The organism is Brevibacillus invocatus (assembly GCF_003710915.1).
GTDB classification, from domain to species: domain Bacteria; phylum Bacillota; class Bacilli; order Brevibacillales; family Brevibacillaceae; genus Brevibacillus; species Brevibacillus invocatus.
The window spans coordinates 169,303-193,009 of record NZ_RHHR01000009.1; the positions used below are offsets into that span (position 1 = coordinate 169,303).

At 51.4% G+C, this 23,707-nt stretch carries 23 protein-coding genes; 1 reads left to right on the top strand and 22 read right to left on the bottom strand.

What is annotated here, in order from left to right:
- Positions 1-26: 26 nt before the first annotated feature.
- The 12 genes from EDM52_RS05450 to EDM52_RS05505 form a co-directional block, all read right to left on the bottom strand.
- Entirely contained in the window at positions 27-623 is a 597-nt protein-coding gene (locus tag EDM52_RS05450; protein ID WP_459562682.1) for an ANTAR domain-containing response regulator, read from the bottom strand.
- Entirely contained in the window at positions 586-2,049 is a 1,464-nt protein-coding gene (locus EDM52_RS05455; protein WP_122908016.1) for a sensor histidine kinase, read from the bottom strand. Before EDM52_RS05455 ends, EDM52_RS05450 begins: the two co-directional genes overlap by 38 nt.
- A gap of 75 nt (positions 2,050-2,124) precedes the next feature.
- Positions 2,125-2,568 (bottom strand): EutP/PduV family microcompartment system protein, encoded by a 444-nt coding sequence (locus tag EDM52_RS05460; RefSeq protein ID WP_122908017.1) that lies wholly within the window; start codon positions 2,566-2,568, stop codon positions 2,125-2,127.
- Positions 2,565-2,906, bottom strand: coding sequence for an ethanolamine utilization microcompartment protein EutS (gene eutS, locus EDM52_RS05465; protein ID WP_122908018.1), 342 nt, complete (start codon positions 2,904-2,906; stop codon positions 2,565-2,567). Before eutS ends, EDM52_RS05460 begins: the two co-directional genes overlap by 4 nt.
- Positions 2,907-2,909: 3 nt before the next feature.
- Positions 2,910-3,197: a EutN/CcmL family microcompartment protein gene (locus EDM52_RS05470; protein WP_122908019.1), complete on the bottom strand. Its 288-nt coding sequence runs from the start codon at positions 3,195-3,197 to the stop codon at positions 2,910-2,912.
- 4 nt (positions 3,198-3,201) lie between these two features.
- Positions 3,202-4,020 (bottom strand): hypothetical protein, encoded by an 819-nt coding sequence (locus tag EDM52_RS05475; RefSeq protein WP_122908131.1) that lies wholly within the window; start codon positions 4,018-4,020, stop codon positions 3,202-3,204.
- A 14-nt stretch (positions 4,021-4,034) separates the two neighbouring features.
- Positions 4,035-4,814, bottom strand: a complete 780-nt coding sequence (gene pduL / locus EDM52_RS05480) for a phosphate propanoyltransferase (RefSeq protein WP_122908020.1) — start codon at positions 4,812-4,814, stop codon at positions 4,035-4,037.
- A 6-nt stretch (positions 4,815-4,820) separates the two neighbouring features.
- On the bottom strand, positions 4,821-5,108 hold the full coding sequence (eutM, locus tag EDM52_RS05485; RefSeq protein ID WP_005827515.1) for an ethanolamine utilization microcompartment protein EutM: 288 nt from the start codon (positions 5,106-5,108) through the stop codon (positions 4,821-4,823).
- 54 nt (positions 5,109-5,162) lie between these two features.
- Entirely contained in the window at positions 5,163-6,650 is a 1,488-nt protein-coding gene (locus EDM52_RS05490; protein ID WP_122908021.1) for an acetaldehyde dehydrogenase (acetylating), read from the bottom strand.
- Positions 6,647-7,048 (bottom strand): BMC domain-containing protein, encoded by a 402-nt coding sequence (locus EDM52_RS05495; RefSeq protein ID WP_122908022.1) that lies wholly within the window; start codon positions 7,046-7,048, stop codon positions 6,647-6,649. The genes EDM52_RS05490 and EDM52_RS05495 overlap by 4 nt, the downstream gene beginning before the upstream one ends.
- A 27-nt stretch (positions 7,049-7,075) precedes the next feature.
- Positions 7,076-7,726, bottom strand: a complete 651-nt coding sequence (gene eutL / locus EDM52_RS05500; protein ID WP_122908023.1) for an ethanolamine utilization microcompartment protein EutL — start codon at positions 7,724-7,726, stop codon at positions 7,076-7,078.
- 217 nt (positions 7,727-7,943) lie between these two features.
- Positions 7,944-8,840: a LysR family transcriptional regulator gene (locus EDM52_RS05505; RefSeq protein WP_122908024.1), complete on the bottom strand. Its 897-nt coding sequence runs from the start codon at positions 8,838-8,840 to the stop codon at positions 7,944-7,946.
- Between the two features lie 236 nt (positions 8,841-9,076).
- On the opposite strand from EDM52_RS05505, the gene EDM52_RS05510 reads away from it, so the two are divergent.
- The gene (locus EDM52_RS05510; protein ID WP_245996556.1) at positions 9,077-10,045 is read left to right on the top strand and encodes a YeiH family protein; all 969 of its coding nucleotides are present in this window, start codon (positions 9,077-9,079) and stop codon (positions 10,043-10,045) included.
- Positions 10,046-10,116: 71 nt separating this feature from the next.
- Here EDM52_RS05510 and EDM52_RS05515 read toward each other — a convergent pair whose 3' ends face one another.
- The 10 genes from EDM52_RS05515 to EDM52_RS05560 all read right to left on the bottom strand — a co-directional run bounded on the left by EDM52_RS05515 (position 10,117) and on the right by EDM52_RS05560 (position 23,706).
- Complete coding sequence (locus tag EDM52_RS05515; protein WP_122908026.1) at positions 10,117-10,374, bottom strand: HPr family phosphocarrier protein; 258 nt, start codon at positions 10,372-10,374, stop codon at positions 10,117-10,119.
- A gap of 12 nt (positions 10,375-10,386) precedes the next feature.
- Positions 10,387-12,114 (bottom strand): phosphoenolpyruvate--protein phosphotransferase, encoded by a 1,728-nt coding sequence (gene ptsP / locus EDM52_RS05520; protein ID WP_122908027.1) that lies wholly within the window; start codon positions 12,112-12,114, stop codon positions 10,387-10,389.
- Positions 12,115-12,151: 37 nt separating this feature from the next.
- A complete protein-coding gene (locus tag EDM52_RS05525; protein ID WP_122908028.1) occupies positions 12,152-13,294 on the bottom strand; it encodes a mannitol-1-phosphate 5-dehydrogenase in 1,143 nt (380 codons plus the stop codon).
- A 3-nt stretch (positions 13,295-13,297) separates the two neighbouring features.
- Positions 13,298-13,732: a PTS mannitol transporter subunit IIA gene (locus EDM52_RS05530; protein WP_122908029.1), complete on the bottom strand. Its 435-nt coding sequence runs from the start codon at positions 13,730-13,732 to the stop codon at positions 13,298-13,300.
- Positions 13,729-15,834 (bottom strand): BglG family transcription antiterminator, encoded by a 2,106-nt coding sequence (locus EDM52_RS05535; protein ID WP_122908030.1) that lies wholly within the window; start codon positions 15,832-15,834, stop codon positions 13,729-13,731. Before EDM52_RS05535 ends, EDM52_RS05530 begins: the two co-directional genes overlap by 4 nt.
- Before the next feature lie 58 nt (positions 15,835-15,892).
- Positions 15,893-17,314, bottom strand: coding sequence for a PTS mannitol transporter subunit IIBC (locus EDM52_RS05540; RefSeq protein WP_122908031.1), 1,422 nt, complete (start codon positions 17,312-17,314; stop codon positions 15,893-15,895).
- Positions 17,315-17,517: 203 nt separating this feature from the next.
- Positions 17,518-19,047 carry a degradosome RNA helicase CshA gene (gene cshA / locus EDM52_RS05545; protein WP_122908032.1) on the bottom strand — a complete coding sequence of 510 codons (1,530 nt, stop codon included), beginning with the start codon at positions 19,045-19,047 and terminating at the stop codon, positions 17,518-17,520.
- A 222-nt stretch (positions 19,048-19,269) separates the two neighbouring features.
- Positions 19,270-20,898: a formate--tetrahydrofolate ligase gene (locus EDM52_RS05550; RefSeq protein WP_122908033.1), complete on the bottom strand. Its 1,629-nt coding sequence runs from the start codon at positions 20,896-20,898 to the stop codon at positions 19,270-19,272.
- A gap of 153 nt (positions 20,899-21,051) precedes the next feature.
- The gene (locus tag EDM52_RS05555; RefSeq protein ID WP_122908034.1) at positions 21,052-22,413 is read right to left on the bottom strand and encodes an FAD-binding oxidoreductase; all 1,362 of its coding nucleotides are present in this window, start codon (positions 22,411-22,413) and stop codon (positions 21,052-21,054) included.
- An 18-nt stretch (positions 22,414-22,431) separates the two neighbouring features.
- Complete coding sequence (locus EDM52_RS05560) at positions 22,432-23,706, bottom strand: TRAP transporter large permease (protein WP_122908035.1); 1,275 nt, start codon at positions 23,704-23,706, stop codon at positions 22,432-22,434.
- Position 23,707: the final 1 nt, after the last annotated feature.

The window sequence follows — 23,707 nt, forward strand, 5'->3', positions numbered from 1 at the left end:
CTTGTCGCTCTCACTTGCCTTGTGTTCTAAGCGAGAGGCTCTATCTTGTGCTCACCTGCCAATATTTCCTGGGCAAGCTTTACCAGCGGCACGCGTCGTTGCATGCTTACTTGCTGCATCCAGCGGTAGGCAGCGCCTTCTTCCAGCGAAAGGCTTCCCATCAGCTTTCCTTTTGCCTTTTCTACGGCTTTGCGATCCTCGATTTTTTGCTTTAGCTCGTCAATATCCCGTTTGAGCGCCACTTCCTTTTCCTTCTGGCTGAGCGCGATCTCCACTGCAGGTATCAAGTCCTCCTCCGAGATCGGCTTCACCAGATAAGCGGTCACCCCCGCCTTGCGTGCATCCTGGATCAGCTCCTTCTGACTGTACGCCGTCAGCAGGAGAATCGAGCTGTCCGAAAAGGAGCGGATGATTTGGCTGGCCTTGACGCCATTTAGTATGGGCATTTTCACATCCATGATGATCAAGTCAGGCTTGTGGCGATGAGCCAACGAAACTGCCTCTTCGCCATTTTTGGCCTCCGCGACAACCAGATATCCCTCGTTTTCCAGCATCTCGCGCAAATCCATGCGAATGATGGGTTCATCATCCACTACGATAATCTTGGGCTGTGTCATCTGCATCCTCCTTATGAATCGGATAGAGAATGGTAACCTCCGTGCCATTGCCTGTATTTCGGAAGTGGATCGTGCCCTCGAGGTCTTCTCGGACGAGCGTATCCACGATCTTCAATCCTAAATGTCCCTTTTCCAAAACGTGCTGCATGTCTGCCATGCCAATGCCGTTATCCGTCACGGACAGGCTGACAAAGTCCTCCTTGGGAACAAGCTCGAGCGCGATCACACCCTCTTGCATTTCAGCGAATGCGTGGATCATGCAATTTTGCACCAGCTCTGTCACAATCAAGGCAAACGAGGTGGCCTTGTTCGAAGGTAAATAGACCGATTCGCCCGTCACCACCACCTGGATCGCTTGCTCCGAACGCCTCATGGAAGAGACGATAATTTTCGATATTTTCGTCAGAATTTCTTTGAAATCAATTTTTTCTAGCCCATCGTGGGCCAAGTACTCATGTATGATAGCGATGCTGTTTATGCGATTGATGCTTTCCCGATATACCTTTTCGATCTCCTGTGAAGTCGAACGCCTCATTTGCAGGCGCAAAAGGCTGGATATCGTCTGCAAATTGTTTTTGACCCGGTGATGAATCTCTTTGATCACCGCTGATTTGATCATCAGCTGCTTCTCTTTTTCACGGATATCCGAGATGTCCCGCAGCAGGATGATACCCCCGATAATGTCAGGCTTGCGCGCGGAAGATACGGCCTTCATCATGATGTAAGTACGACCTTTGGACAGCTCTTCCTGAATAAAACCGCCGTGTCGGACGAAGTACTCCGGAGAGACGCGCCAAGCAAAAATATCCTCGATGCGCACTCCTTTTTCCGGTGACCCGTAGCCGATCTGATGCAGCAGTTCATGCGCTCTTTCATTGGCATACGTAATGGTTCCCGTCTGGTCAAACAAGATCATGCCCTCATGCAGAAGCGATGTGATCGGCATGTCTGGCACAGCGAATTGTATCAGGGTTTCACTCAGATGCTCTGTCGTTTCCTTGAGCATTTCCACGTTCTTTTCCTGTTCCACCTGCTTGGAAATATCCTGTTCCGTGATCAGCGTGCCAATCGTGCTGCCCGCTTGATTTTTGATGGGAACCACGCTTTGCCGCATTACGACCTGTTCCTGGGAGACACCCCGCGAACTGATCACCGGTTTTCCCGTCGTCAGGCAATACATGACGGCCGGCTCATTCACTGCCGTCGCCAATTGTCCCACGACCGAACCGCTGTACAAGGACTTCGCGGTAGAGGGAGAGGCTTGAGCAACCACCAGTGCCGAGCTATGGTCAGTTGTCGAGCAATCGATAAACATATCCGCTTGTGACAAGTCAGCAAAGATCTGCAGCTTCGCGGCCAGATCCTCCAAGATTTGAATATCCTCTTCACACAGCGTGGTAGCTGAAAGACAAAGTTCCCGCAAGGATTGCATATGTACCTCTCTTCATCGCAATGTGATATTGTCGTAATTTTCCCACAAATATCCCTTCCCGAAAAGAGGTTGGTTTTACCGTTTCAATTGCTCCTGCAAAAAAGTTCGTAATTCCTCTATTCCTTCGTTCGTATACGCCGAGGTTGGAAAGATCCTCACCTCGCCAATCGACTGGCGCAGGAATTCCTCCGCTCGCTGCTGATCTGCCGCTGGATGGTCCACTTTGGTGATCACCCCTACACATTCCTGGGGAAAGCCTTGAGCAAATCCCGGCGGAAAGTAGTTTCTGTCACGTGTGGCATCCTGCACCATCACGATCAGCGCCGCTTCCAACGCGGTCGCCATCAGCGTGCGGTAAAACATCGGATTTTCACTGTACTCGCCAGGCGTATCGATCGCCCAGTCCCAATATTCCAAGGCTTGCGTCTTCCTTGCCGGCTGCTCATCGCCAAAGAGTGCTTTGATCAGCGAGGACTTTCCCGCTTCAATCGCACCGATGATCATCACACGCTTGCTCATGACTTCGTGACCAGGGCGGGGGTGAAGCGCAGCTTTTCATGCAGGACGCGGTTCACAGCTTCAACGGCCATTTCTACTGCGGAAACATCCCCAACGACAATCAGCGAGCCTGTGAAGCGATCCAGGAAGCCGAGCTCGACATCTGCTGCCTTGGTAGCAATGTCAGCGGCAATAATCGCCGTCTCTGTCGGAGTCAAGGTAAGGATTCCGATCGCTCCCGCTTCTTTGATGCCCAGCTTGGTGTAGAGCATCTCATCCGGATTGGCGATGACGTGTGCGAGTGTCACCTGTTTTCCCGGAACGAACTCCTGGATTACCCGTGAACGTTCCTGTTCCATTCCCTAATCCTCCTCTTCTGCTGCTCCCGGCACTTCGTATGAGTCGACGATTCCGACGATCACCGCATCGATGGGAACACTGTTGTTCGAAAAGAGAATGCGCGCTGGGGTACCGCGAGAAACGATTACCTGCTCCCCGATCCCGGCACCGATCCGATCTGCTGCAATAACCGTTTGCCCGCCTTCCCGGCCACGCCAGTCGACGGGCTGCACCACCATCAGCTTCAAATTTTCCATGCCCGCTTCCTTTTGCGTGGCCCAGACACTGCCGATCACTTTTCCCAGAAACATGCGATCACCCTTTTCCCAGATAGCGGATCGTAACGCCGCGCTCGCGCATGGTATCAAGTGCCAACGGTGAGACAATCGTTCCTTTCCTCACCTGCAGGGTCGTGTCTCGAAGCTGAGGCTGGGACCGGATCCAGTCCGCAGTCAGCAGCTTTCCTGCAAACGTGTCCTCCAGCTCGCCACCCCAAGTCTGAACGGCATCTTTATTTACCGATGGCGTATCCGGCTGCTTTCCTTTCAGCTTGACGATGACGCGTTCGGCCAATCGCTTTTGCTCGATGAACTCCACTCCCAGTTCCTTCATCTGCTCGACATGGCCTTGAAAAATCCTTTCGTAGGCAGGTGGCAGGGTAAGTGTTTGGAGTGTGCGGCGATCGGCTCTTTTCAAGCCGGGCGAATCGGAGCCGACCACGACGAATTTACCCGTGACCAGGGCTGCAAATACGATCTCTGCTTTGATTGTGCCTTTCAACCCTGTAGCGATGCGTGCCGCATTGTCGAGATCGATCTCGGGTATGACAATACCCGCATACTGCTCGGGAACTTCGATGGGGGCTGGGGCATACTCATCTGCGGCAATGATTTTCCCGGCTCCCCCGCACTCGATTTTATGCATGCCCAGCCAAGAGGAGGTCTCCCCGTCCAAAAAGAGCAGATCGTGACAAATCCCGTGCTTTTTCAGCTGAATGAAGTGATCTGCATACGCTTCATGTGCCTGGCTGTCACAAAAGACATACAGGATGCGCGGTGCCTTTTGCTGCTCTTCCTGCGTGAGGGATTGCAAAATCTCCTTGGTTATGGCTTCTATCATCTCTCTCATGTTGATCTGCATCTCGTGCATCACCTCCGATAGTCGGAGTAAAACTGGCCGTTTTTCCCGATCACCTTCACCCGGTCACCCGTTTTTACATTGGCTGCGTTGCCCTCATCCAGATCGACGTGAAAATCAAGGGCATAGCGCTTGTCGACGCGAACGACGACATCCGGATAAAGAATCGGCCGGTCTGTTTGAGTCTCCAAAATCAGCGTGTCCCCATCCTGCACCTGAAATTGCTGGGTATCCTGCGGGGACATGTGGACATGGCGCTTGGCTACGATGACGCCTTTCTCCAACACGACGGTCCCTCTGCCTGTCACCAGCACCAAGCCAGGTGTCCCTTCGATATCCCCCGACATGCGAAGGGGAGCTGCCACTCCAAGCACGAAGCCGTCTGTGCGCGAAATCTCCACCTGGGTATCTTGGCGAGCTGGACCAAGAATTCGTACACCGTGAATGCTTCCTTTTGGTCCCACCAGTGTGACCGTCTCCTCGCAAGCAAACTGTCCGGGCTGGGAGAGCTCGCGCATCGGAGTCAGCTGATGGTTCTTTCCAAAAAGTCTTTCCACGTGCTCAGGGGACAGATGGACATGGCGATTGGACACGCCAAGCGGGATTTCTTGTGCTGCCTGGGCTGCCTGATTGCTGGCTGCCTGGTCATCGAACGCTTTCACTGGGATTCCTCTCCCCTTCAAGAAGTCTGCTGCTGCCGGAGTCAATCTGTCTCCCTTTCCCAAAAGAAAAGGCGTGGGTATGCCGGATTTGTGCATGGCTCGCAAAGCGGACTCTGTGATCAATGACATCGGGCTTTATCCTTCTAGCTTCGGCAGAATCAGCTCAATATCGCCGTGAGGACGCGGAATCACGTGCACCGATACCAATTCGCCCACCTTTTCCGCAGCAGCCGCTCCTGCATCCGTCGACGCCTTCACCGCTCCCACATCACCACGTACCATGACGGTGACCAGACCTCCGCCTACGTGCACCTTGCCGATCAGCTTGACATTGGCCGCCTTGACCATCGCGTCTGCCGCTTCTACGGCCCCAACCAATCCTTTTGTTTCTACCATTCCAAGTGCGGACATTTCTCCTGCCATTTTCTCTTCCTCCTTTTAGCGGTCCAACCAGACTTACCTGGTTGCCATCGTTCTTCACTTCATCTCGGCGAGAACCGATTGAATAATGCTTTTGATTTCATCTCGGTTGATCGAGATGTTCATCCCGGAAAGAGCCTGCACGACGGCTTCCTGCGCCGAATCGACTTCACCCTTTCCCCTTTGCGATTCCGGCATTTCCCGAATGCCAAACGCAACTCGCTTGATGTTGAAAAGATGCGCGGGGCCGATATTGTCGGAGGTAATGTTGTTGCCAAGCGCCCCACAGCCAAGAGTCAGCGAAGGCAGGATGCCTGTCGTTGCTCCAATTCCTCCGAACGTCGTACCAGTATTGACCGCAATCCTGGAAGCAGGCATGGCTTTGCCATATGCTTCGATCACCGATTGATCCTGTGCATGAATGCCTGCCGTGTGCCCCAGGCCACCCAGCTCCAGCAGCTCCCGACAAAGCCCAAAACCTGCCTGTGTGTCCTGAGCGGTGTACATGGCAAGAATGGGGGCCAGCTTCTCGACAGAAAACGGGAAGGCTTTGCCCACCTTGGTTTCCTCACCGATCAGGACACGTGTCTGGGGAGAGATCGTGATGCCTGCCATCTCTGCGATCTTATGCGGTGAGCGCCCCACGAGGCTGGCGTTGAGCGAACCGTTGACCAAGATGACTGCTGCCACTTTTTCTTTTTCGCGTTCATCGAGAAAATAGGCTCCCTCATGCTTGAGCGCATCCACCCACTGGAGCTTGATGCTCTCGTCGACGATCATAGCCTGCTCCGACGCGCAGATCGTTCCGTAATCAAAGGTCTTGCTCTGGACCAATTGTTTCGCTGCCTGGCTCAAATCCGCGCTCTGGTGGATATAGACAGGGACGTTACCCGGTCCTACGCCGTACGCTGGCTTGCCAGAGCTATAGGCTGCCTTGACCATCTGCGTTCCACCCGTTGCCAGAATCAGATCGGTCAGCTTGTGCTTCATGAGTTCCTGTGTCGCCTGCAAGGTGGGGGTACGGATACAGTGGATCAAGCCTTCCGGCGCCCCTGCCTTCACAGCGGCCTGCACCATCAGGTTGGTCGCTTCCCATGTACACGTTGCGGCGGATGGATGTGGGCTGATGATGATCGCATTCCCTGCTTTTACGGCAATCAACGCCTTGAACATAGCAGTTGACGTCGGATTGGTAGACGGGACGATTCCCGCGATGATGCCTACAGGATGCGCTACCTCCCATACCTTGTTTTCCTCGTCTCTGCGTATGATTCCGACCGTTCTTTGGTCTTTCATCGCTTCGTATACATCCCTGGCAGCAAACAGATTCTTTGCTTTTTTATCTGCCACGTTGCCAAAACCTGTTTCCTCTACGGCCAATGCAGCCAGTCTTTCAGCAGCTTCCATACCTGCCACAGACATCGCCTCTACGATGGCGTCTATCTGTTCCTGGCTGTAGGTAGCAACCTTTTTTTGCGCGTCCCGGGCTTGTGCGAGAGCTGTGCGCACTTCCTGAATCGAAGAAAGATCCGCATCCAGCGTCATGGTGCCAGCTCACCCCCCTCGTCCTTTGGCTGCGCTGTTTCCTGGTGATCCCGGTCACTCTTTTTCGCTGCCGCTTTTGTTTTGGCCCGCGGGCTTTCCTCCTTGGAAGGCGGATTTGCCAGCTGCCTGATCATTTTCGGCACCTGTTCATCCGGCCGAGGAATGACGTGCGAGTGAAGCAATCGCCCAACCCGGCGCGCCGCTTCCGATCCAGCCTCTACGGCTGCTTGCACGGAAGACACATCCCCGATCACGTAAACGGTCACGATTCCCGCATCTACTCCCTCATACGTCACGACCCGGACATCCGCTGCCTTGGCGGCGGCATCAGCGGCAGCGACCAGAGCAGGCAGACCCAGCGTTTCGATCATGCCGAGTGCGTAGGCTTGAACGCTCATATCGTTATCCTCCTGCTACTCTCTTCTCTATCGTTTGACCGGCTGCCGCGCCACGCTTCTCACCGCTTCGGCAAAAGCCTCTGCAGCCGCTGTGCAGGCCGATTGGCTTCCTGTCAGCAAGCCACCACCGAAGTTGGTCTCCGTGGGCGGACCGTAGAATTGCACCATTTTTACATCTGCTGCCTTCAGTGCTGCATCGATGCCGCACATGGCTTCCAAAGGCGGCGCAATCAGATAGGCCAATGGTTCCCCCTCTGGAATGGACGCCATCCCGGACAAATAACTCCCCGTCCGCGAGACGACGTGGGCGTAATAAGCATGTGTACCCTCTTCGTTCAATGCGTAAAAACACGCTCCGCCCTCCATAAACGAAATCGCTGCATCCAGACCGCTCTGCACCTCCGATGGCGTCGCTCCTCCAATGATTCCGATGAATTCGCCTGACAGCGGACCGGAAGCATGGCCTGAGCCAGCGTAAAACGATTTGGCATACACCACTTCTACAGCCGCCTTTTTCGTCGCCTCATCAATTGCCGTGTACCCGACATCGTCGATCGTCGAGGTTAAAAGACCCAAGCTTCGTATGTGCGAAGGCAGATTCAGCTTTTCTGCGAATTGTGGGTCCACGTTCGGAATCAGTCTTACGGCAAGCGGTGTTGCGCGAATTGGTTTTTCCATACCTGTCACGCTCCTTTCCAACCGACTTTTCTTTGTGTTTCAGCGCAAAATTTACATAACAAAAAAGGCGCCAAAACAACAGGGAGCAACCCTCTTGTTCCTGGCACCTTTGCCTTTTACTTGTTCACTTGTTGGATAAATGTTCGTATATTCTGTCATTTAATCCGTGTCTCTACTGTATGACAAGGAAACGGAAAATGCAAGCGTTTTCGCAGAATCATCCCTCTTCAGGCAAACTCTTTTGCTTGCGCAGCAGCTCAAGAAAAAGCTCCAACGCTTTCGTGTGAAACGAATGGGACTGCGTGACCAGCGAAAATTTCCGCATCACAGGTGTTCCAGCTAGATTCAGGGTGCTAAGCGTACCTAGTTTCCGTTCTTTGCGAATCGCCCAAAAGGAGATTAGACTGATACCCAGCCCAGCTTCCACCGATTCCTTGATGATCTGGGTACTGCCGAATTCCATGCGTTTTCTTGGCACGATCTGCAAATCACGGAACATTTTTTCCGCTGCTTCCCTGGTGCCAGAGCCTTCTTCACGCACAATCCAGGTTTCTTCCGCCAGTTCCTCCCTGCTGACCTCCTTTTGGTGAGCCAATCGATGATCCGGTGAGACGATCATGTACATCCGGTCATCTGCAAAAGGCTCCATTTCCAACTTATCCCCTGCATATTCACTCTCGACGATCCCGACATCCAGCTCGCGTGTAGCTACCTGTGCTGAAATGACGCGCGAATTGTGGATCGTGATGGTCGGTGTAATCAGCGGATACAGCTCGCGCAACCTGGCAATTACATGCGGCAGTACGTATTCCCCGTATGTGTAACTGGCCCCAATCGTCAAGTGGCCGCTCGGCGTATGCATCAAATCATGCACCAGGTTCTGCATGTGTTCGTACAGGCCCAGGATTTCTTTGCCATGGTGATAGACGATTTCACCAGCCTTGTTCAAGCGGACGAATTTGTTGCTGCGCTCCAACAGCTTGCAGCCAAGCGTCTGCTCCAGCGATTTGATATATTGGCTCACCGCTGGCTGCGTCATGTGCAGCTCTTCTGCTGCGCGGGAAAAATTTTGACGCTCTGCTACCGTAATCAGCACGCGCAATTGTTGCTCCATCTGTCTATCCCTCCGCTTCTCCTCACTATTATGCGCAATTACTTATCATCATTATAGCAATGATTTATTTTCCTTATACAAGTGAATCCCGTATGCTGAGAGTGTAGAACTTGAGGAGGACTGATAGTATGGGCATTCAACCCCATCGAAACAGCAAGCTTGCTGTAGATAACCAGGCAACATCTACCACCACGGTACCTGCCCCGGCAAGAAATCAGGCTTCTCTTCCTTTGTGGATGGGAGGCATTGCTTTTACATTCCTGGTAGCCTTATTGGGCTACGGATTGTCCAAGGTTCCTTTCTTTGACCGTGTCGGCCCGATGGCTTGCGCGATTTTTATCGCTGTCGCCTATCGACAGCTTTTCGGATACCCGGAGGCTCTACGAACCGGGATTCAATTCTCCGCCAAGCAGTTGCTTCGCACAGCCATTATTCTATATGGATTAAAGCTGAATATTGAGGTCATTTTCTCCGAAGGACTTGGACTGCTTGTATACGACGCTGGAGTCATCGTATTTTCCATTCTCCTCACGCTGCTGATCGCCAAATGGCTGAAAGCCGAACCCAAGCTCTCTCTGCTGGTCGGTGTCGGGACAGGCGTATGTGGCGCTGCTGCTATTGCTGCCGTGTCACCCATCGTAAGGGCAAAAGACGATGAGACAGCGATCAGTGTAGGGATGATTGCGCTCATGGGCACGTTGTTCGCGGTGATGTATACCATCCTCCTGCCGTTTTTGCCTGCCACAGCGGTCGAGTACGGGATTTGGTCCGGGTTGAGTCTGCACGAGCTGGCGCATGTCGCATTGGCTGCCGCACCTGCTGGAGAGGACGCCTTGGCGATGGCTTTGCTAGCCAAGCTGGGACGTGTATTGCTGCTGGTTCCGCTCTGTCTGGTGCTGCTATTGATCATGAAGCGAAAAGGCAAAGCGGATGGTGATCGCCATACCAAAATCGCCTTTCCCTGGTTCCTGCTCGGTTTCCTCTTCATGAGCTTGTTCGGCAGCTACGTTCTGGGTACCCACATCCCTGTGAACGAAGCCTTTCACTCGACTACAGCGACCGTCACCACTTTTATTCTGGCAATGGCCATGGTAGGACTGGGTCTGAACATTCATCTGCGCGATCTGCGTAAAGCATCTCGTCCGTTAATCGCCATGACCGTAACTTCCGTTTTGCTATCACTGTTGACGTTTTTATTGATATAACCAAAAACAGCCCTTGCACGGAGCAATCACACCGTGCAAGGGCTGCTTTTTTTATCTTGCTCTATGCGTGCCTACTCGTCCTCCAACAGCATTTTCTCCAACGCCGCCAAAGCTTCCACTTCATCTGATCCATCCGCGATCAACGTAATTTCGTCGCCTTTGGCAATCGCGGAGGCCATGACGCCCATAATGCTTTTGCCGTTGACGTTTTTATCGTTTTTCACCAGCTTGATCTCACTGGTAAAGCTGGTTGCCATTTTCACGAAGCTGGCAGCAGGTCTCGCATGAAGACCATGTGACAGCCCGATGACGATTTTCTTTTCTACCATCTGAAGTACCTCCTAGTTGTCAGTTTTTGCTAGCTGGGTTTTCACAAAATCCTCCACCTGTTGCGAGGTGCTCATCGACAGGATCTGTTCCGTATCCTTCGCCTTTTCATCACGGCTCATTCTGCTGATCAGCTGGCGAGCAGGCAATATGCTGCTGGCACTCATGCTGAATTCGTCCAGTCCCATCCCCAACAAAATCGGGATCGCTACGAGATCGCCGGCCATTTCTCCGCACATCCCTACCCATTTTCCTTTGGCATGTGCCGCCTCAATCACTTGACGAATCAGGCGCAGTACGGCTGGGTGATACGGCTGGTACAGGTACGCAACCCGTTCATTCATGCGATCTGCTGCCAGGGTATACTGGATGAGATCATTGGTGCCGATACTGAAAAAATCCACTTCATTTGCAAACATATCCGCCATCATCGCGGCAGCCGGGATTTCAACCATGATCCCCACTTCGAATGGCTGTGTGAATACAAAGCCTTCGTCCTGCATGCTTTGCTTCTCTTCCTCCAGGACAGCTTTTGCCTGTCTGAATTCCTCCAGCGTTGCGATCATCGGGAACATGATCTTCAGGTTGCCGTGTACACTGGCTCGCAGCAGGGCGCGCAGCTGCGTTCGGAACAGATCCTGATTGTCCAGACACAATCTGATTGCCCGAAATCCCAGGAATGGATTCATTTCTTCCGGCAAGTCCAAGTAAGGGAGATGTTTGTCGCCACCGATATCAAGTGTGCGGATGACGACCGGCTTTCCATCCATTTGTTCCAGCACTTGCTTGTACGCTTGGAACTGCTCCTCTTCAGTCGGCAATTCGTCTCGCCCCATATACAGAAACTCGGTGCGGAAAAGCCCGACTCCTTCAGCCCCATTGGCCAGCACGTCATCCAAATCCAGCGGACTTCCGATGTTGGCTGCCAGCTCCACATGATGGCCGTCTCTACTCATCGTCTTTGTCCCCACGAGCTGTGCCCATTCCTCTTTTTGCTTGTCGTATAGGATTTGCTGCTCCTGATAGGCGGCAATCTCTTTTTCGCTCGGATCGATGATCACGATTCCCTCGTGCCCGTCCACGATCAGGGTTACACCAGCCTGTGCCTCACGCGTCATGTCACGCGTGCCTACGACAGCGGGAATTCCCATCGACCGTGCCATGATGGCAGAGTGCGACGTGCGTCCGCCGATATCCGTGACAAAGCCTTTTACAAAGCGTCGATCCAATTGAGCTGTATCCGACGGAGTCAAATCCTTGGCCACAATAATCACTTCATCCTGCAATTGGCTGGGCACAGACAGCTCTACACCCATCAAGTGTGAGAGAACGCGCTTCGTCACATCCCGAATATCCGCTGCACGCTCTCTCATGTATTCATTATCCATCTGCTCGAACAGGCTGATAAAGCTTTGCGCAACCTCATGCATGGCATGCTCTGCATTGACTTTCTCCTGCTCGATCTTGGCCTGTACCGTATCGACCAATTCCGGGTCTTCGAGGACCATCAGATGCGCTCTGAAAATATCCGCATGCTCTGTCCCCAGCTCCTGCTCGACACGCTCACTGATATCCAGCAGATCCTCTTTCGCTTTCTCCAGAGCTTCCCGAAAACGACTCGTTTCAGCGCCGGTATCTTCGACCAAGACGGACTGAATGTGCAAATCCGAATTGTCCAGTAGCAGCGCTTTGCCGATCACAATCCCCGCTGAAGCTTTCACACCCGTAATTTTTCGTGACATCTGACTCCCACCTTTCCCTATCTATACCTTGCATCCTTTATAGAGACGCTGCGTGTCTGAGTATGATCGCCTCAAGCGGATGTCCTTCCGGTATGTTTGTATGCTTGTGCAACGCCTGCTTCAACCCTGACTGTTGAATATCCTGCTGGATGCTTACAGCTTCCGGATCTTCTCGGTCATCGAACCGCAGTGCTGCAGCAATAGCCAAGCCCAGGTATTCCGGTACAATTCCTTTTTCCACGCATTGCATCGCTGGCCCTACCAGCCGATCATTCGGGGAAAGCTTGCGGATCGGGCTGCGTCCTACTCGAGTCACCCGGTCAGCCAGCATGGGGTTGGTGAATCGCTCCAGAATTTTCTCCCTGTACTTGTCTTGCGTGTCTTTGTCAAAGCCATGCTTTTGCTCCAGCAAGGCTCCCGTTTCTTCCAAGGCTCCACGTACGGCTTTCAAAATGGAATCATCCTTTATCGACTCATGGATGGTAGCAATCCCCTTCTGATAACCCAGATAAGCGATGACAGCATGACCTGTATTGACGGTATACAGCTTTCTCTCAATATATGGCCAGATGCTATCTACATACGTAACGCCTTCGATCTGCGGCAAATCCCCGATCACTTGAGATTGATCCACGACCCATTCAAAAAAAGGCTCTACTGTCACGAGTAGCTTATCTTCATGCTGTTGCAAGGGTACGATGCGATCCACGGCAGCATTGGGAAAACCGATCAGCTGGTCTGCCCTGCTCTGATCCTCTTCGTCCAAAAAGCGAAACACATGCTGCTTCAGGTGCTCGCTTCCGCCAATCATGTTTTCACAGGCAATCACGTTTAAGGTACATTGGTTTCCTTTTATTCGCCGGGAAATACCCTGCGCTATGGCCGCCGCAATGTGGGGGAGCACATGTGGCCCCACTGCTGTTGTAACCAGGTCAGCGCCTGCGATCGCGTCAGCTACAGCACTTTCATCGCGACCGTCTATTGCCGTAACACCCTCCACGGTTGTCAACGGAGCGCCTTCCATCGCCAGTTGAACCTGATACGTCTGCCTGGACTGCAGCTCCTCGACCAGCTCCTGATTCACATCGACAAACACGACCTCGTAGCCTGCCTGGTGCAGGAGCAGCCCAATAAAGCCGCGCCCGATATTTCCGGCTCCAAAATGTACGGCCTTTTTCATGGCTTACAACCCCTTTTCAAACAGGGCCAAGATTTCATCCGCAGTCTTCGCTTGTGCAGCCTGCTTGACGTTTTCTTCCTCCGAGCAAATGATGGCAATCTCCGACAGGACCTCCAGGTGTTCATCCCCGACTGCTGCGATCCCGAACAGAAGATACGCTGTATTTCCCTCGCCAAAATCAACCCCATCCGGAACCTGCACGACGGAAATTCCCGTGGACTTGATTTCTTGCTTGGATTCGTTGGTTCCGTGTGGAATTGCTACACCACTGCCGATATAGGTAGTCGCCAGCTCTTCCCGTTCCTGCATTTTTGCGACATACTCCGCTGTTACGTGACCTGCCTTCACCAGCAATTCACCAGCCAGACGGATCGCTTCCTGTTTATCTTTTGGCTTTGCTTGCAGCATGATTTTTTCTTTCGTCAGTATTTGTGTCATCTCTTTCTCTCCAATCCTGTCTTTTTCAGGCAAAAGGCAAATAATCCTTCTGCCAGATACTCTGCAATTCGTTGCTGTTCCTCTGTTTCCAGGACTGCTTGCATCTCTTCCTCAATCAGCATCGAGCTGATCTCACTCAATACTTCCAGCCCTTCCTTGCCCACGTCATGGGGGCCCAGAAGCAGTAATATCATCCGAACAGACATCTCCTGCTCATCCATCGACTTCAAGTGAATCGGCTCACGCAAAAGGTGGATCGTAAAGGAGGTCTTGTTCACCTCTTCATACTTGCCGTGGAACAAAGCCATTGAAGTGCCGGGAATCCCTAAACCTCCAAGCTTTTCTCGCTGCAGCAGCTTCTCCACCACCGCTTCTTCCTGCTGAATGATTCCACTGAATCTGAGCTCTGTACATATCTGCAGCATGAGCTCCTCGATGTTCTGGCCTTCATTGGCCCAGGTTCGTATCTGCAGACCGTCCACCAGTTCGACTGCATAGCTGGTGTACCGTTGCGTATCACGCAGTCGCTTGAGCGGCTGTTCAATGGTAGCTGGCGTTATCATTTCTTTTTGAACCGACAGCATTTTTCCCTTCTGATGCAAATGCACCTTGATCTTTTGAATATCATCCGGTGGCAGCAAGGGGCTGACGACAACATATTCCAGCGTATTTATTGGTAACGGGATCGTCGAGATAATCACATCGTACTCGCTCTTGGGGATGCGCCCCACATCGAATACAGACAGATTTTGCAAACTGACGATCTCCGGAAAATCCTTTTTTAATCGCGTCGCCAAAATTTTGGAGGACCCGATACCGCTTGAGCAGACCACCAGTGCCCGATAACGCTGCTGTTCCTGCTTTGAGCGCTCTACCGCTGCCCCGATATGCATGACCAGATAACCCACTTCCTCATCTGGCACGACCAGGTCAGGGAACAATTGGCTACATGCCTCACGCGTTACCGCAAACAGCTCTGGGTAATTGCTCTTGATCTGATTCAGGATCGGATTGCGTATCTCCAATTTGGATTTCAGTCGATAGAGCGCAGGCTCTAAGTGTGTGAGCAGCCCGTGGAAAAGGGAATTGTCATCCCTGAGTGATACACCCAACCGCTCTTCACAAAACTGAATCAGCCGCTGCGTCATATCCATCAGCTCTGCATTCACTGGCCAGAGCCATTCATCCTGGGAGTTCCGCAGCTTGGCCCCTCGCAAATGCATCGTGATGTACCCGATCTCTGCGGTAGGCATCTCGATTTGAAATAACTGCTCCATCTGTTTCATGATTTTTTGGGCAACCTGATATTCCATTGTTTGCGACAATTCCATGAGCGTCGTTTCGTCAAAAAGAATGTTTTCTCCTTTTTCCACACGCTCCACCGTCAGCGCAAGATGAGTAACCAGCCCAATATATGCGCTATCGGCAAGGGGATAAGGTAAATCGTGCTCCAGCAGCTTTAAAGCATTTTCAACCTTGATCAGCTTTTCCTTGTTGATCAGCTCCAACAGTCGCTCTGTCAAGGAATCGGCATCACGCATGGACTTATGCTGAATGTTGTCCTTGATGATCCCAATCAGTTCGTGATCGTCCAGGTGGTCGGCAATCAAGCGGCTGATCGCCCTTCTTTTCGCTGACTCTGAACCTAAAAGCTCAACCCCATACCCTCTTTTGCGCAACAGGGAAAGCTCCACCGAAGCCAGCTTGCTTTCCAGCTCATCCAGGTCATGACTGATCGTAGCTTTCGTCACCTTGAGATCGATGGCGAGCGAGATCAGCTTGACGGGCTCTGTAGCTTCGAGGAGTGAACAGAGAATCATCACATGCCGTTCCTCCGCCGTAAACTCCGTTGTTGCCTGCTGCAGGACCGCGATACGCAGCTGTTGCTTTTGCTCATCGGTACCCAGCAGTTCCACTCCAGAACCTGCTTTGCGCACTAATTCCAGCCCATTCTGATGAAACAACGCTTCCAAGCTATCCAGTTCACGGAGAATCGTTCGTGCACTTACTTTGATTTGAGCGGCAATGCCACCTACAGTCCAACCCTTCGGCTCTTGCAGTAACAGCTCAATAATCGCCCTTTGCCGCGAAGATACACTCACTTTTCCATCCCCCTAGTAGAAAGAAGGATAACGCTAGCTCTCACTAGCGTTATTTCCTTTATACGAGACGTTTGACCAATTTGTCGTACTCGGGACTGTTCAGGAAGTTTTCGATGGAAATATGCTCTGCTGCAGGTGCTTTGACCTGGGCCCGACTCGTGAGCGATTTGTGGGTAATGATGATATCCGCATCATCTGGAATATCGTTGATTGCTGTATTGATGACGGTGATGTCATCCAGACCGGCCTCTTTGAATTTTTTTCGCAGAGTTGCCGCACCCATCGCACTGGATCCCATGCCTGCATCGCAGGAAAATACCACTTTTTTGACTTCTGAAGCTATGGTCACTGTACTCTCTTCCATTTTCGCAGCGGCTACTTGATTTCCTTTTAATTCCTTCATTTTTTCTGTAGCCTGCTCCAATTCGTCATCATTGGATTGACTGCTCATTTTCAATAATGCTGCCGCGATCAGGAAGGAAACAACGGTAGCTCCAACCACACCCGCCAGCACCGGAAGCAATCCACCACGCGGCGCCATCGCACTCAGGGCGAAAATACTACCCGGAGACGGTGGTGCCACCAGACCTGCTCCCAGAAGAGTGAAGATGAATACCCCCGCCATACCGCCACCAATTACAGCCAGAATCAGACGCGGATTCATCAAGATATATGGGAAGTAAATCTCATGGATTCCACCGAAGAAGTGAATGATTACTGCCCCAGGAGCAGATTGCTTGGCGTTGCCTCTTCCAACCAGCCAATACGCCAATAGTATCCCCAAACCAGGCCCTGGATTGGTCTCCAGCAGGAAAAAGATTGACTGCCCTGCTTTTGCCGCCTCGTCCAGACCGATCGGGCTCAAGATTCCGTGGTTGATTGCATTGTTCAAGAACAGGATCTTGGCTGGTTCGATCAGGATGTTTGCGAATGGCAACAGACCCAAATTCACAATACCTTGCACCCCAGCGGCCAACAGATTGCTCAATGCCTCTACCACCGGACCGATCGAGCTAAACGCCAGAAGCGTCAGGATACCGCCTACAATACCGGCCGAAAAATTGTTGACCAGCATCTCAAAGCCGGTGCGAATTTTCCCATCCAGCATCTGGTCGACCTTTTTCATGCACCATCCGCCGAGTGGGCCCATAATCATCGCGCCTAAGAACATCGGGATGTCAGCCCCTACGACTACACCCATCGTAGCAACCGCCCCTACGACACCCCCGCGGACATCATGGATCATTTTACCGCCTGTATAACCAATCAAAAGCGGAAGCAGATAGGTAATCATCGGTCCTACGAGCTTAGCCAGGTCTTCGTTCGGCAGCCAGCCTGTTGGGATAAATAAGGCAGTGATGAGTCCCCACGCGATAAAAGCACCGATATTTGGCATAACCATCGCGCTTAAAAAACGTCCAAACTTTTGTACTCTGACCCGAATTCCTCCTGATGACTCGTTATTTGTGACCATCTCCATACTGAACCCTCCTTTACCTGTTGATCGATTGATGACAAAACTAAACTATTCGTTTATCTACCTAGAATATAAAGCGTTTACATTTGCATCTCAACAAATTCAAAGCGCTACTTTGTCGCCAGCAATGTTGACAAAATTGAATTGAAAATACAAAAAGCCGATGCATCCTGCTTTGCATCGGCTTTGTATCGCTATTTTTTCTCTTACCGTTGTTTATTATACGTTCTGCCGCTGGACTCCCCAGAGCGTGGACGAGATTCACCGCTTTTTGGACGATACTCGCCACTGCGCGGGCGATATTCGCCACCGCCACGATACTCCCCTCCGCCGGAACGAGGACGGAATGGACGTTTTCCACCGAAACCGCTGCCTTGACCACCTTTACCTTTTGGCGGGAATTTTTTCTTGCTCACACGCAAAGGCGATTCTTCAGTCAGGTGAACAGGGGTTGTATTCGGCTCTTTCGTCAGCATCTTGAGGGCAGCAGATACCAGTGTTACGGAGTCCACATCCTCCAGCAGCTGTTCAGCCAGCGTTTTGTATTCAGCCAGATTGTCTCTTCCGCTCGCTTCCAGCAGCTTTTCTACAGCCATACGCTGCTGTCCTTCCAACGCCTCGTTCATGCTTGGAACGGAACGACGCTCCATTCGGCGATTGGTAGCACGCTCGATCAGACGCAAATGGTCGATTTCACGCGGTGTCACAAAGGTAATGGATTGACCGGTTTTCCCTGCACGCCCCGTTCTTCCGATCCGGTGTACGTAGCTCTCCGAGTCCTGTGGGATGTCGAAGTTGAATACATGCGTCACGCCGCTGATATCCAATCCACGAGCAGCCACGTCAGTCGCTACCAGGACTTCAATCGTACCTTCTTTAAACTTGCGCAGTACACTGTCCCGCTTCGCCTGGTTCAGGTCTCCGTGGATGCCTTCTGCGCCATAGCCGCGCTTGGTCAGTGCCTCGGACAACTCATCTACTCTGCGCTTGGTTCTGCCAAAGACAATAGCCAACTCCGGAGAATGGATATCCAACAAGCGGCACAGTACATCAAACTTCTGCTTCTCTGCCACTTCCATATACTGCTGCTCAATATTCGGTACGGTCACTTCTTTTGCCTTTACCGAGATCATGGTTGGATCATTCATGAATTGCTGAGCAATTTCCTGGATCGCGCGCGGCATGGTCGCTGAGAACAGCAGAGTTTGACGCTGATCTGGTACTTCTTGCAGGATTTCCTTGATATCGTCAATGAAACCCATGTTCAGCATTTCATCTGCTTCATCCAGCACGACGATTTCAATCGCATCGAGACGAATCGTTCTTCTTCTCATATGGTCCATAAAACGACCTGGTGTAGCCACGATAATTTGTGGACGTTTTTTCAACGCCTTGATCTGACGTGTAATGTCCTGACCGCCATAGATTGGCAAGGCAGAGATATTTTTGAACTGCGCAATCTTGTTGATCTCTTCGGCAACCTGCACAGCCAATTCACGTGTCGGGGTCAAAACAACCCCTTGGATGTTTCCGCTTTGCTCGTCGAGACGCTCTACGAGTGGAATACCAAAGGCAGCCGTTTTTCCTGTTCCTGTTTGCGCTTGACCGATCAGGTCTTTCCCTTGCAACGCTACAGGTACGGTTTGTACCTGGATCGCGGTCGCCTCTTCAAAACCCATGCTGCCCAGCGCCCGTACGATAGAGTGATGTAATCCAAAATCATAAAAAGTAGTCAATGCTTTTCAGTCTCCTTTTTTTCAAACCTTCTTCTATAAAATTCTCACTAAAAAAGGGCACTATTCCTTACGATCCGGAACATGCCCTTTATCCCTGATTGTACGTAGCACCCTAGAAAGAACACAACCGTAATCGTACCATGCCTTTACGTAAAAAGCAATGAATGATAAGAAAAAGAAACCGCTCTTCCATGAAAAGCGGCTTTTTCCCACTATTTTCTATTAAGACAGGCCGTTAATTTGCCCTTTTGAGTCCACATACAGCGATTCCGCTGCCGGTTTCTTCGGCAAACCTGGCATGGTCATCAAGCTGCCGGTCAACACAACAATAAATCCAGCTCCCGCAGAGAGGCGAATCTCACTGACCGAGATCGTAAAGTTGGTCGGAGCCCCCAAAACATCTGCCCGATCCGTAAAGGAATACGGCGTTTTGGCCATGCACACCGGAAGATGCGACAGGCCCATTTCCTCTACTTTTCGCAGTGTTTTTAACGCTGCAGGCGCATACACCACATCGGAGCCGCGGTAAATTTCCCGGACGATCGTCTCCACTTTTGTTTGGATCGATTGCTCTTCGTTATACAGGAAATGGAATTCGGAGGACTGCTCAGCAGCACGCGCTACTTTTTCAGCCAGGTCTACGCCACCGGCTCCACCATGTTCCCAAACACTGGACAAGGATGCCTCTACCCCAAGCTCCCGGCAAAGCTCGAATACCGTATCTATCTCTGCCTGGGCATCGGTAATAAAGTGATTGACAGCCACCACAGCAGGCACGCCGAACTTGCGAATGTTTTCAATATGACGCTTCACGTTCTCAAAGCCGCGCTTCACGGCTTGCAGATCTTCCGCTTGCAGATCCGCCACTTTGACTCCACCGTTGAATTTCAAGGCGCGAACGGAAATGACGACAACCGCCGCTGACGGTGTGAGACCTGCTTTTCGACATTTGATATTGAAAAACTTCTCTGCGCCCAGATCGGCTCCAAATCCAGCCTCAGTCACGACATAATCAGCCAGCTTCAGTGCTGTTTTGGTCGCTACCACACTGCTGCAGCCATGTGCGATATTGGCAAAAGGCCCCCCGTGAATCAGCACAGGTGTCCCCTCAATCGTCTGTACCAAGTTGGGCTTGATTGCGTCCTTCAACAGCACGCACATCGCCTCTACTGCCTGAATATCATTCGCACGAACGGGTTGATCATCCTGATCGTAGCCGACAATGATCTGGTTCAATCTCTCGCGCAGATCGTCTATATTTTCACTCAGGCACAAAATAGCCATGATTTCGGATGCGGTCGTAATCATAAAACCGTCTTCACGTGTCATGCCGTTTCCATCGCCCAGTCCCACCACAATATTGCGTAGTGCCCGGTCATTCATATCCATAGCGCGCTTCCAGACGATTTTTTTCGTGTTGATGCGCAGCGCGTTGCCGTGATGAATGTGATTGTCCACCATTGCAGCCAACAGATTGTGTGCCGAAGTAATCGCATGAATATCTCCCGTAAAATGCAGGTTGATTTCGTCTGCGGGAAGAATTTGCGCTTTTCCGCTTCCTGTAGCTCCGCCTTTTATTCCCATACACGGTCCAAGAGATGGTTCCCTCAAAGCAGCCACAGTCTTTTTCCCAATCAGATTGAGAGACTGGGACAACCCAATCGTGGTCAAGGTCTTCCCTGCACCTGCCGGATTCGGGTTCATCGCCGTAACCAGGATCAATTTGCCATCCGGCCGATCCTTGATGTCATCCCATAGCTCAGCCGCCAATTTTGCCTTATATTTACCGTATTGCTCCAGATGTTCCTCTGAAATCCCTACCTGCCTGGCAATCTCGACAATCGGTTTCATCAGTATCCCCCTGCATTTCGTGAAATTGGCATACAACCTTCTACATTCCACAAACGATAGGATAACTCCTTTCATTTCATGCTTTTCATCAGGAAATGAACAAAACAACCTTCCACTGCTGGCATGCAGCTCGGAAGGTTGTCCTGTCTATGTTTATTCAAAGATTTTTCCAGGATTCAAAATGCCATTCGGGTCCAATACTTGTTTGAACGACTTCATCACGTCCAGAGACTCTCCATGCTCGGCCCTCTGATATTTGGCTTTCCCTACACCAACTCCATGCTCGCCTGTGCAGGTGCCGCCGCGTTGCAGTGCGTATTCGACCAGGTGTGCGTTCAGCTTGTCTGCGCGGGCAACCTCTTCTTTGTCGTCCAAGTCGATCATGAGGATCACATGGTAGTTTCCGTCCCCAACGTGACCGAGTACAGCTCCGTCCAATCCCGAACGATCAATGGATTCACGAGCATCTACGACTGCACCTGCCAGCTCTGAAAAGGGCACGCATACATCAGTGACCATCATTTTTTTACCGGGAGATTTGTGCACGAACGCGTAAGCCAGGTTATGACGCGCATCCCAGAGCTGAGCGCGTGCCTTGGAATCCGTCTCGAACAAGAATTGCGTGCAGCCATGCTCTCCTGCGATGCCTTGAGCAAATTCGATGTCATGCTGCAGGCTTTGCTCGCTTCCGTGGAATTCGATAAACAGCGTTGGGCTTTCCGGATAATCCGTTTCCTTAAACAGATTCACCTGACGGATAGAACGTTCGTCGACCAGTTCGATACGCGCTACTGGAATACCGGCTGAAAGAATGTCCACCACTGTGTTCACGGCATCCTGAACGGTAGGAAAGCTCGCACGCGCGGCCATTGTAGCCTCAGGAATCCCGTATACGCGCAATGTCAGTTCTGTGAAAGCACCCAATGTACCTTCTGATCCGACAAACAAGCCTGTCAAATGGTAGCCGGACGAAGACTTGGCGACCATGCTTCCCGTATGAATGATGCGTCCATCTGCCAATACCACTTCCAGATCGCGTACGTTGTCACGCATCACACCGTAGCGTACAGAAGTCGTTCCACTGGCATTGGTCGCTGCCATCCCGCCAACAGTAGCATCTGCACCCGGATCGACAGAGAAAAACAAACCGTGCTTTTTTAATTCCTTGTTCAGTTGCGTACGTGTCACACCTGGCTGGACCCGAACCAAAAAGTCTTGGGGGCGAACTTCCAGCACCTGATTCATCAGGGAGAAGTCCATGCTGATCCCGCCGTTGTATGGAATGACATGCCCTTCCAAACTAGTTCCCAAACCAAACGGTGTGACTGCAATCTTCTTCTCGTTGGCTAGCTTCATGATCTGGCTGACTTCTTCAGCGTCTTGCGGAAATACGACTACCTCTGGCAAGCGTGGTGCGTGATAGGATTCATCATGACTATGATGCTCCAGAACGGTTGGATTGGTCGTTACTCGCTCACTACCCAGTAGCCCTACCAATTCTTCAATATAGCTCACTTGAGATACTCCCCTTCGTTACTTACTCAGATTAACCAAGAACATGCTGATTTCTGGTATATAGGTGATCAACAACAGGTCAATGATCATGATAACTAGGAATGGAATCACTGCACGCTCGATCGCCGCATTCGGCAACTGTGAAATTTTCCCTGCTACCAGGAGGTTGATTCCCACCGGTGGCGTCAACATTCCAATCGCGGAGTTCACAACCATGATGACCCCGAAAAGGACTGGATCGATACCCAATGCCAGAATGATTGGCAGCAGGATCGGCGTCAACAGAATGATGATGACAGACGTTTCCATAAAAGTACCCATGATCAACAGGAAGATATTAATGACCAACAGGGTAATAATTGTGCTATCTGTAATCCCCAGCATGAATTGAGCGATTTCCTGAGGAATATTTTCCCTGGTTAATAGGAATCCAAACGAGTTGGCAGTCGCAATAATGAGCATGATAGCAGCAGTCAAGCTGGCAGAACTGGTAAAAACGGATCCCAAATCCTTCCACTTGATCTCCCGATAAACAAACAGACCGACAACCAAACCATATACGACCGCAACTACAGCCGCTTCCGTTGAAGTGAAGATTCCTCCATAGATGCCGCCCAGAATGATGACTGGCATCATGATTGCAAGAATCGCATCCTTAAACGCTTTCCAAATTTCTCCGGCAGAATATTTTTTTCCTCCGCCCCAGCCTTGCTTCTTGCTTACAATAATTGCGTAAATCACAAGCGAGATGGCGACGAGAATTCCCGGACCAATCCCTGCAATAAACAAATCATTGATGGATGTGCTCGCTGCCACACCGTACAAGACTAGTGGCACACTCGGTGGAATCATGACACCAATGGTTCCGCCTGCTGCATGCAGAGCAGCCGAAAAACGCACATCGTAGCCTTTTTTCACCATATGCGGAATCAGAATTCCGCCGACAGCTGCTGTCGTAGCCGCCGAAGAACCTGAAATAGCTGCAAAAAATGTACAACCAATGACGGCAACAATCGCTAAACCACCCGGTAGATTACCCACGATTGTATTGGCAAAAGTAATCAATCTGGCTGAAATTCCGCCCGTCTCCATCAGTTTTCCAGCCAACAGGAAGAATGGAATAGCCATCAGTGGAAATGAATCTGTACCGTTAAACATTTTCTGGATCACGACAAGTAAAGGGATGTTCCCCTCAATGACAAAAGCTGCAACTACAGACAAACCGAGTGCAATGGCGATTGGCACATTAATAATCAGGAGAACCAGCAGTGTTAAAAAAAGTATCGTTCCCACA

What these genes read in the sequence shown, in the direction of transcription:
- EDM52_RS05460 (WP_122908017.1), bottom strand. Translation starts at nt 2,568, where the DNA reads ATGAGCAAGCGTGTGATGATCATCGGTGCGATTGAAGCGGGAAAGTCC.
- EDM52_RS05495 (WP_122908022.1), bottom strand. Translation starts at nt 7,048, where the DNA reads ATGAGCGTTCAAGCCTACGCACTCGGCATGATCGAAACGCTGGGTCTG.
- ptsP (WP_122908027.1), bottom strand. Translation starts at nt 12,114, where the DNA reads ATGTCACGAAAAATTACGGGTGTGAAAGCTTCAGCGGGGATTGTGATC.
- eutS (WP_122908018.1), bottom strand. Translation starts at nt 2,906, where the DNA reads ATGGAACAGGAACGTTCACGGGTAATCCAGGAGTTCGTTCCGGGAAAA.
- eutL (WP_122908023.1), bottom strand. Translation starts at nt 7,726, where the DNA reads ATGGAAAAACCAATTCGCGCAACACCGCTTGCCGTAAGACTGATTCCG.
- EDM52_RS05450 (WP_459562682.1), bottom strand. Translation starts at nt 623, where the DNA reads ATGCAGATGACACAGCCCAAGATTATCGTAGTGGATGATGAACCCATC.
- EDM52_RS05525 (WP_122908028.1), bottom strand. Translation starts at nt 13,294, where the DNA reads ATGAAAAAGGCCGTACATTTTGGAGCCGGAAATATCGGGCGCGGCTTT.
- EDM52_RS05505 (WP_122908024.1), bottom strand. Translation starts at nt 8,840, where the DNA reads ATGGAGCAACAATTGCGCGTGCTGATTACGGTAGCAGAGCGTCAAAAT.
- EDM52_RS05490 (WP_122908021.1), bottom strand. Translation starts at nt 6,650, where the DNA reads ATGACGCTGGATGCGGATCTTTCTTCGATTCAGGAAGTGCGCACAGCT.
- eutM (WP_005827515.1), bottom strand. Translation starts at nt 5,108, where the DNA reads ATGGCAGGAGAAATGTCCGCACTTGGAATGGTAGAAACAAAAGGATTG.
- EDM52_RS05550 (WP_122908033.1), bottom strand. Translation starts at nt 20,898, where the DNA reads ATGAAACCGATTGTCGAGATTGCCAGGCAGGTAGGGATTTCAGAGGAA.
- EDM52_RS05470 (WP_122908019.1), bottom strand. Translation starts at nt 3,197, where the DNA reads ATGTTTCTGGGAAAAGTGATCGGCAGTGTCTGGGCCACGCAAAAGGAA.
- EDM52_RS05510 (WP_245996556.1), top strand. Translation starts at nt 9,077, where the DNA reads ATGGGAGGCATTGCTTTTACATTCCTGGTAGCCTTATTGGGCTACGGA.
- EDM52_RS05530 (WP_122908029.1), bottom strand. Translation starts at nt 13,732, where the DNA reads ATGACACAAATACTGACGAAAGAAAAAATCATGCTGCAAGCAAAGCCA.
- EDM52_RS05455 (WP_122908016.1), bottom strand. Translation starts at nt 2,049, where the DNA reads ATGCAATCCTTGCGGGAACTTTGTCTTTCAGCTACCACGCTGTGTGAA.
- EDM52_RS05540 (WP_122908031.1), bottom strand. Translation starts at nt 17,314, where the DNA reads ATGGAGATGGTCACAAATAACGAGTCATCAGGAGGAATTCGGGTCAGA.
- EDM52_RS05515 (WP_122908026.1), bottom strand. Translation starts at nt 10,374, where the DNA reads ATGGTAGAAAAGAAAATCGTCATCGGGCTGTCACATGGTCTTCATGCG.
- pduL (WP_122908020.1), bottom strand. Translation starts at nt 4,814, where the DNA reads ATGTCATTGATCACAGAGTCCGCTTTGCGAGCCATGCACAAATCCGGC.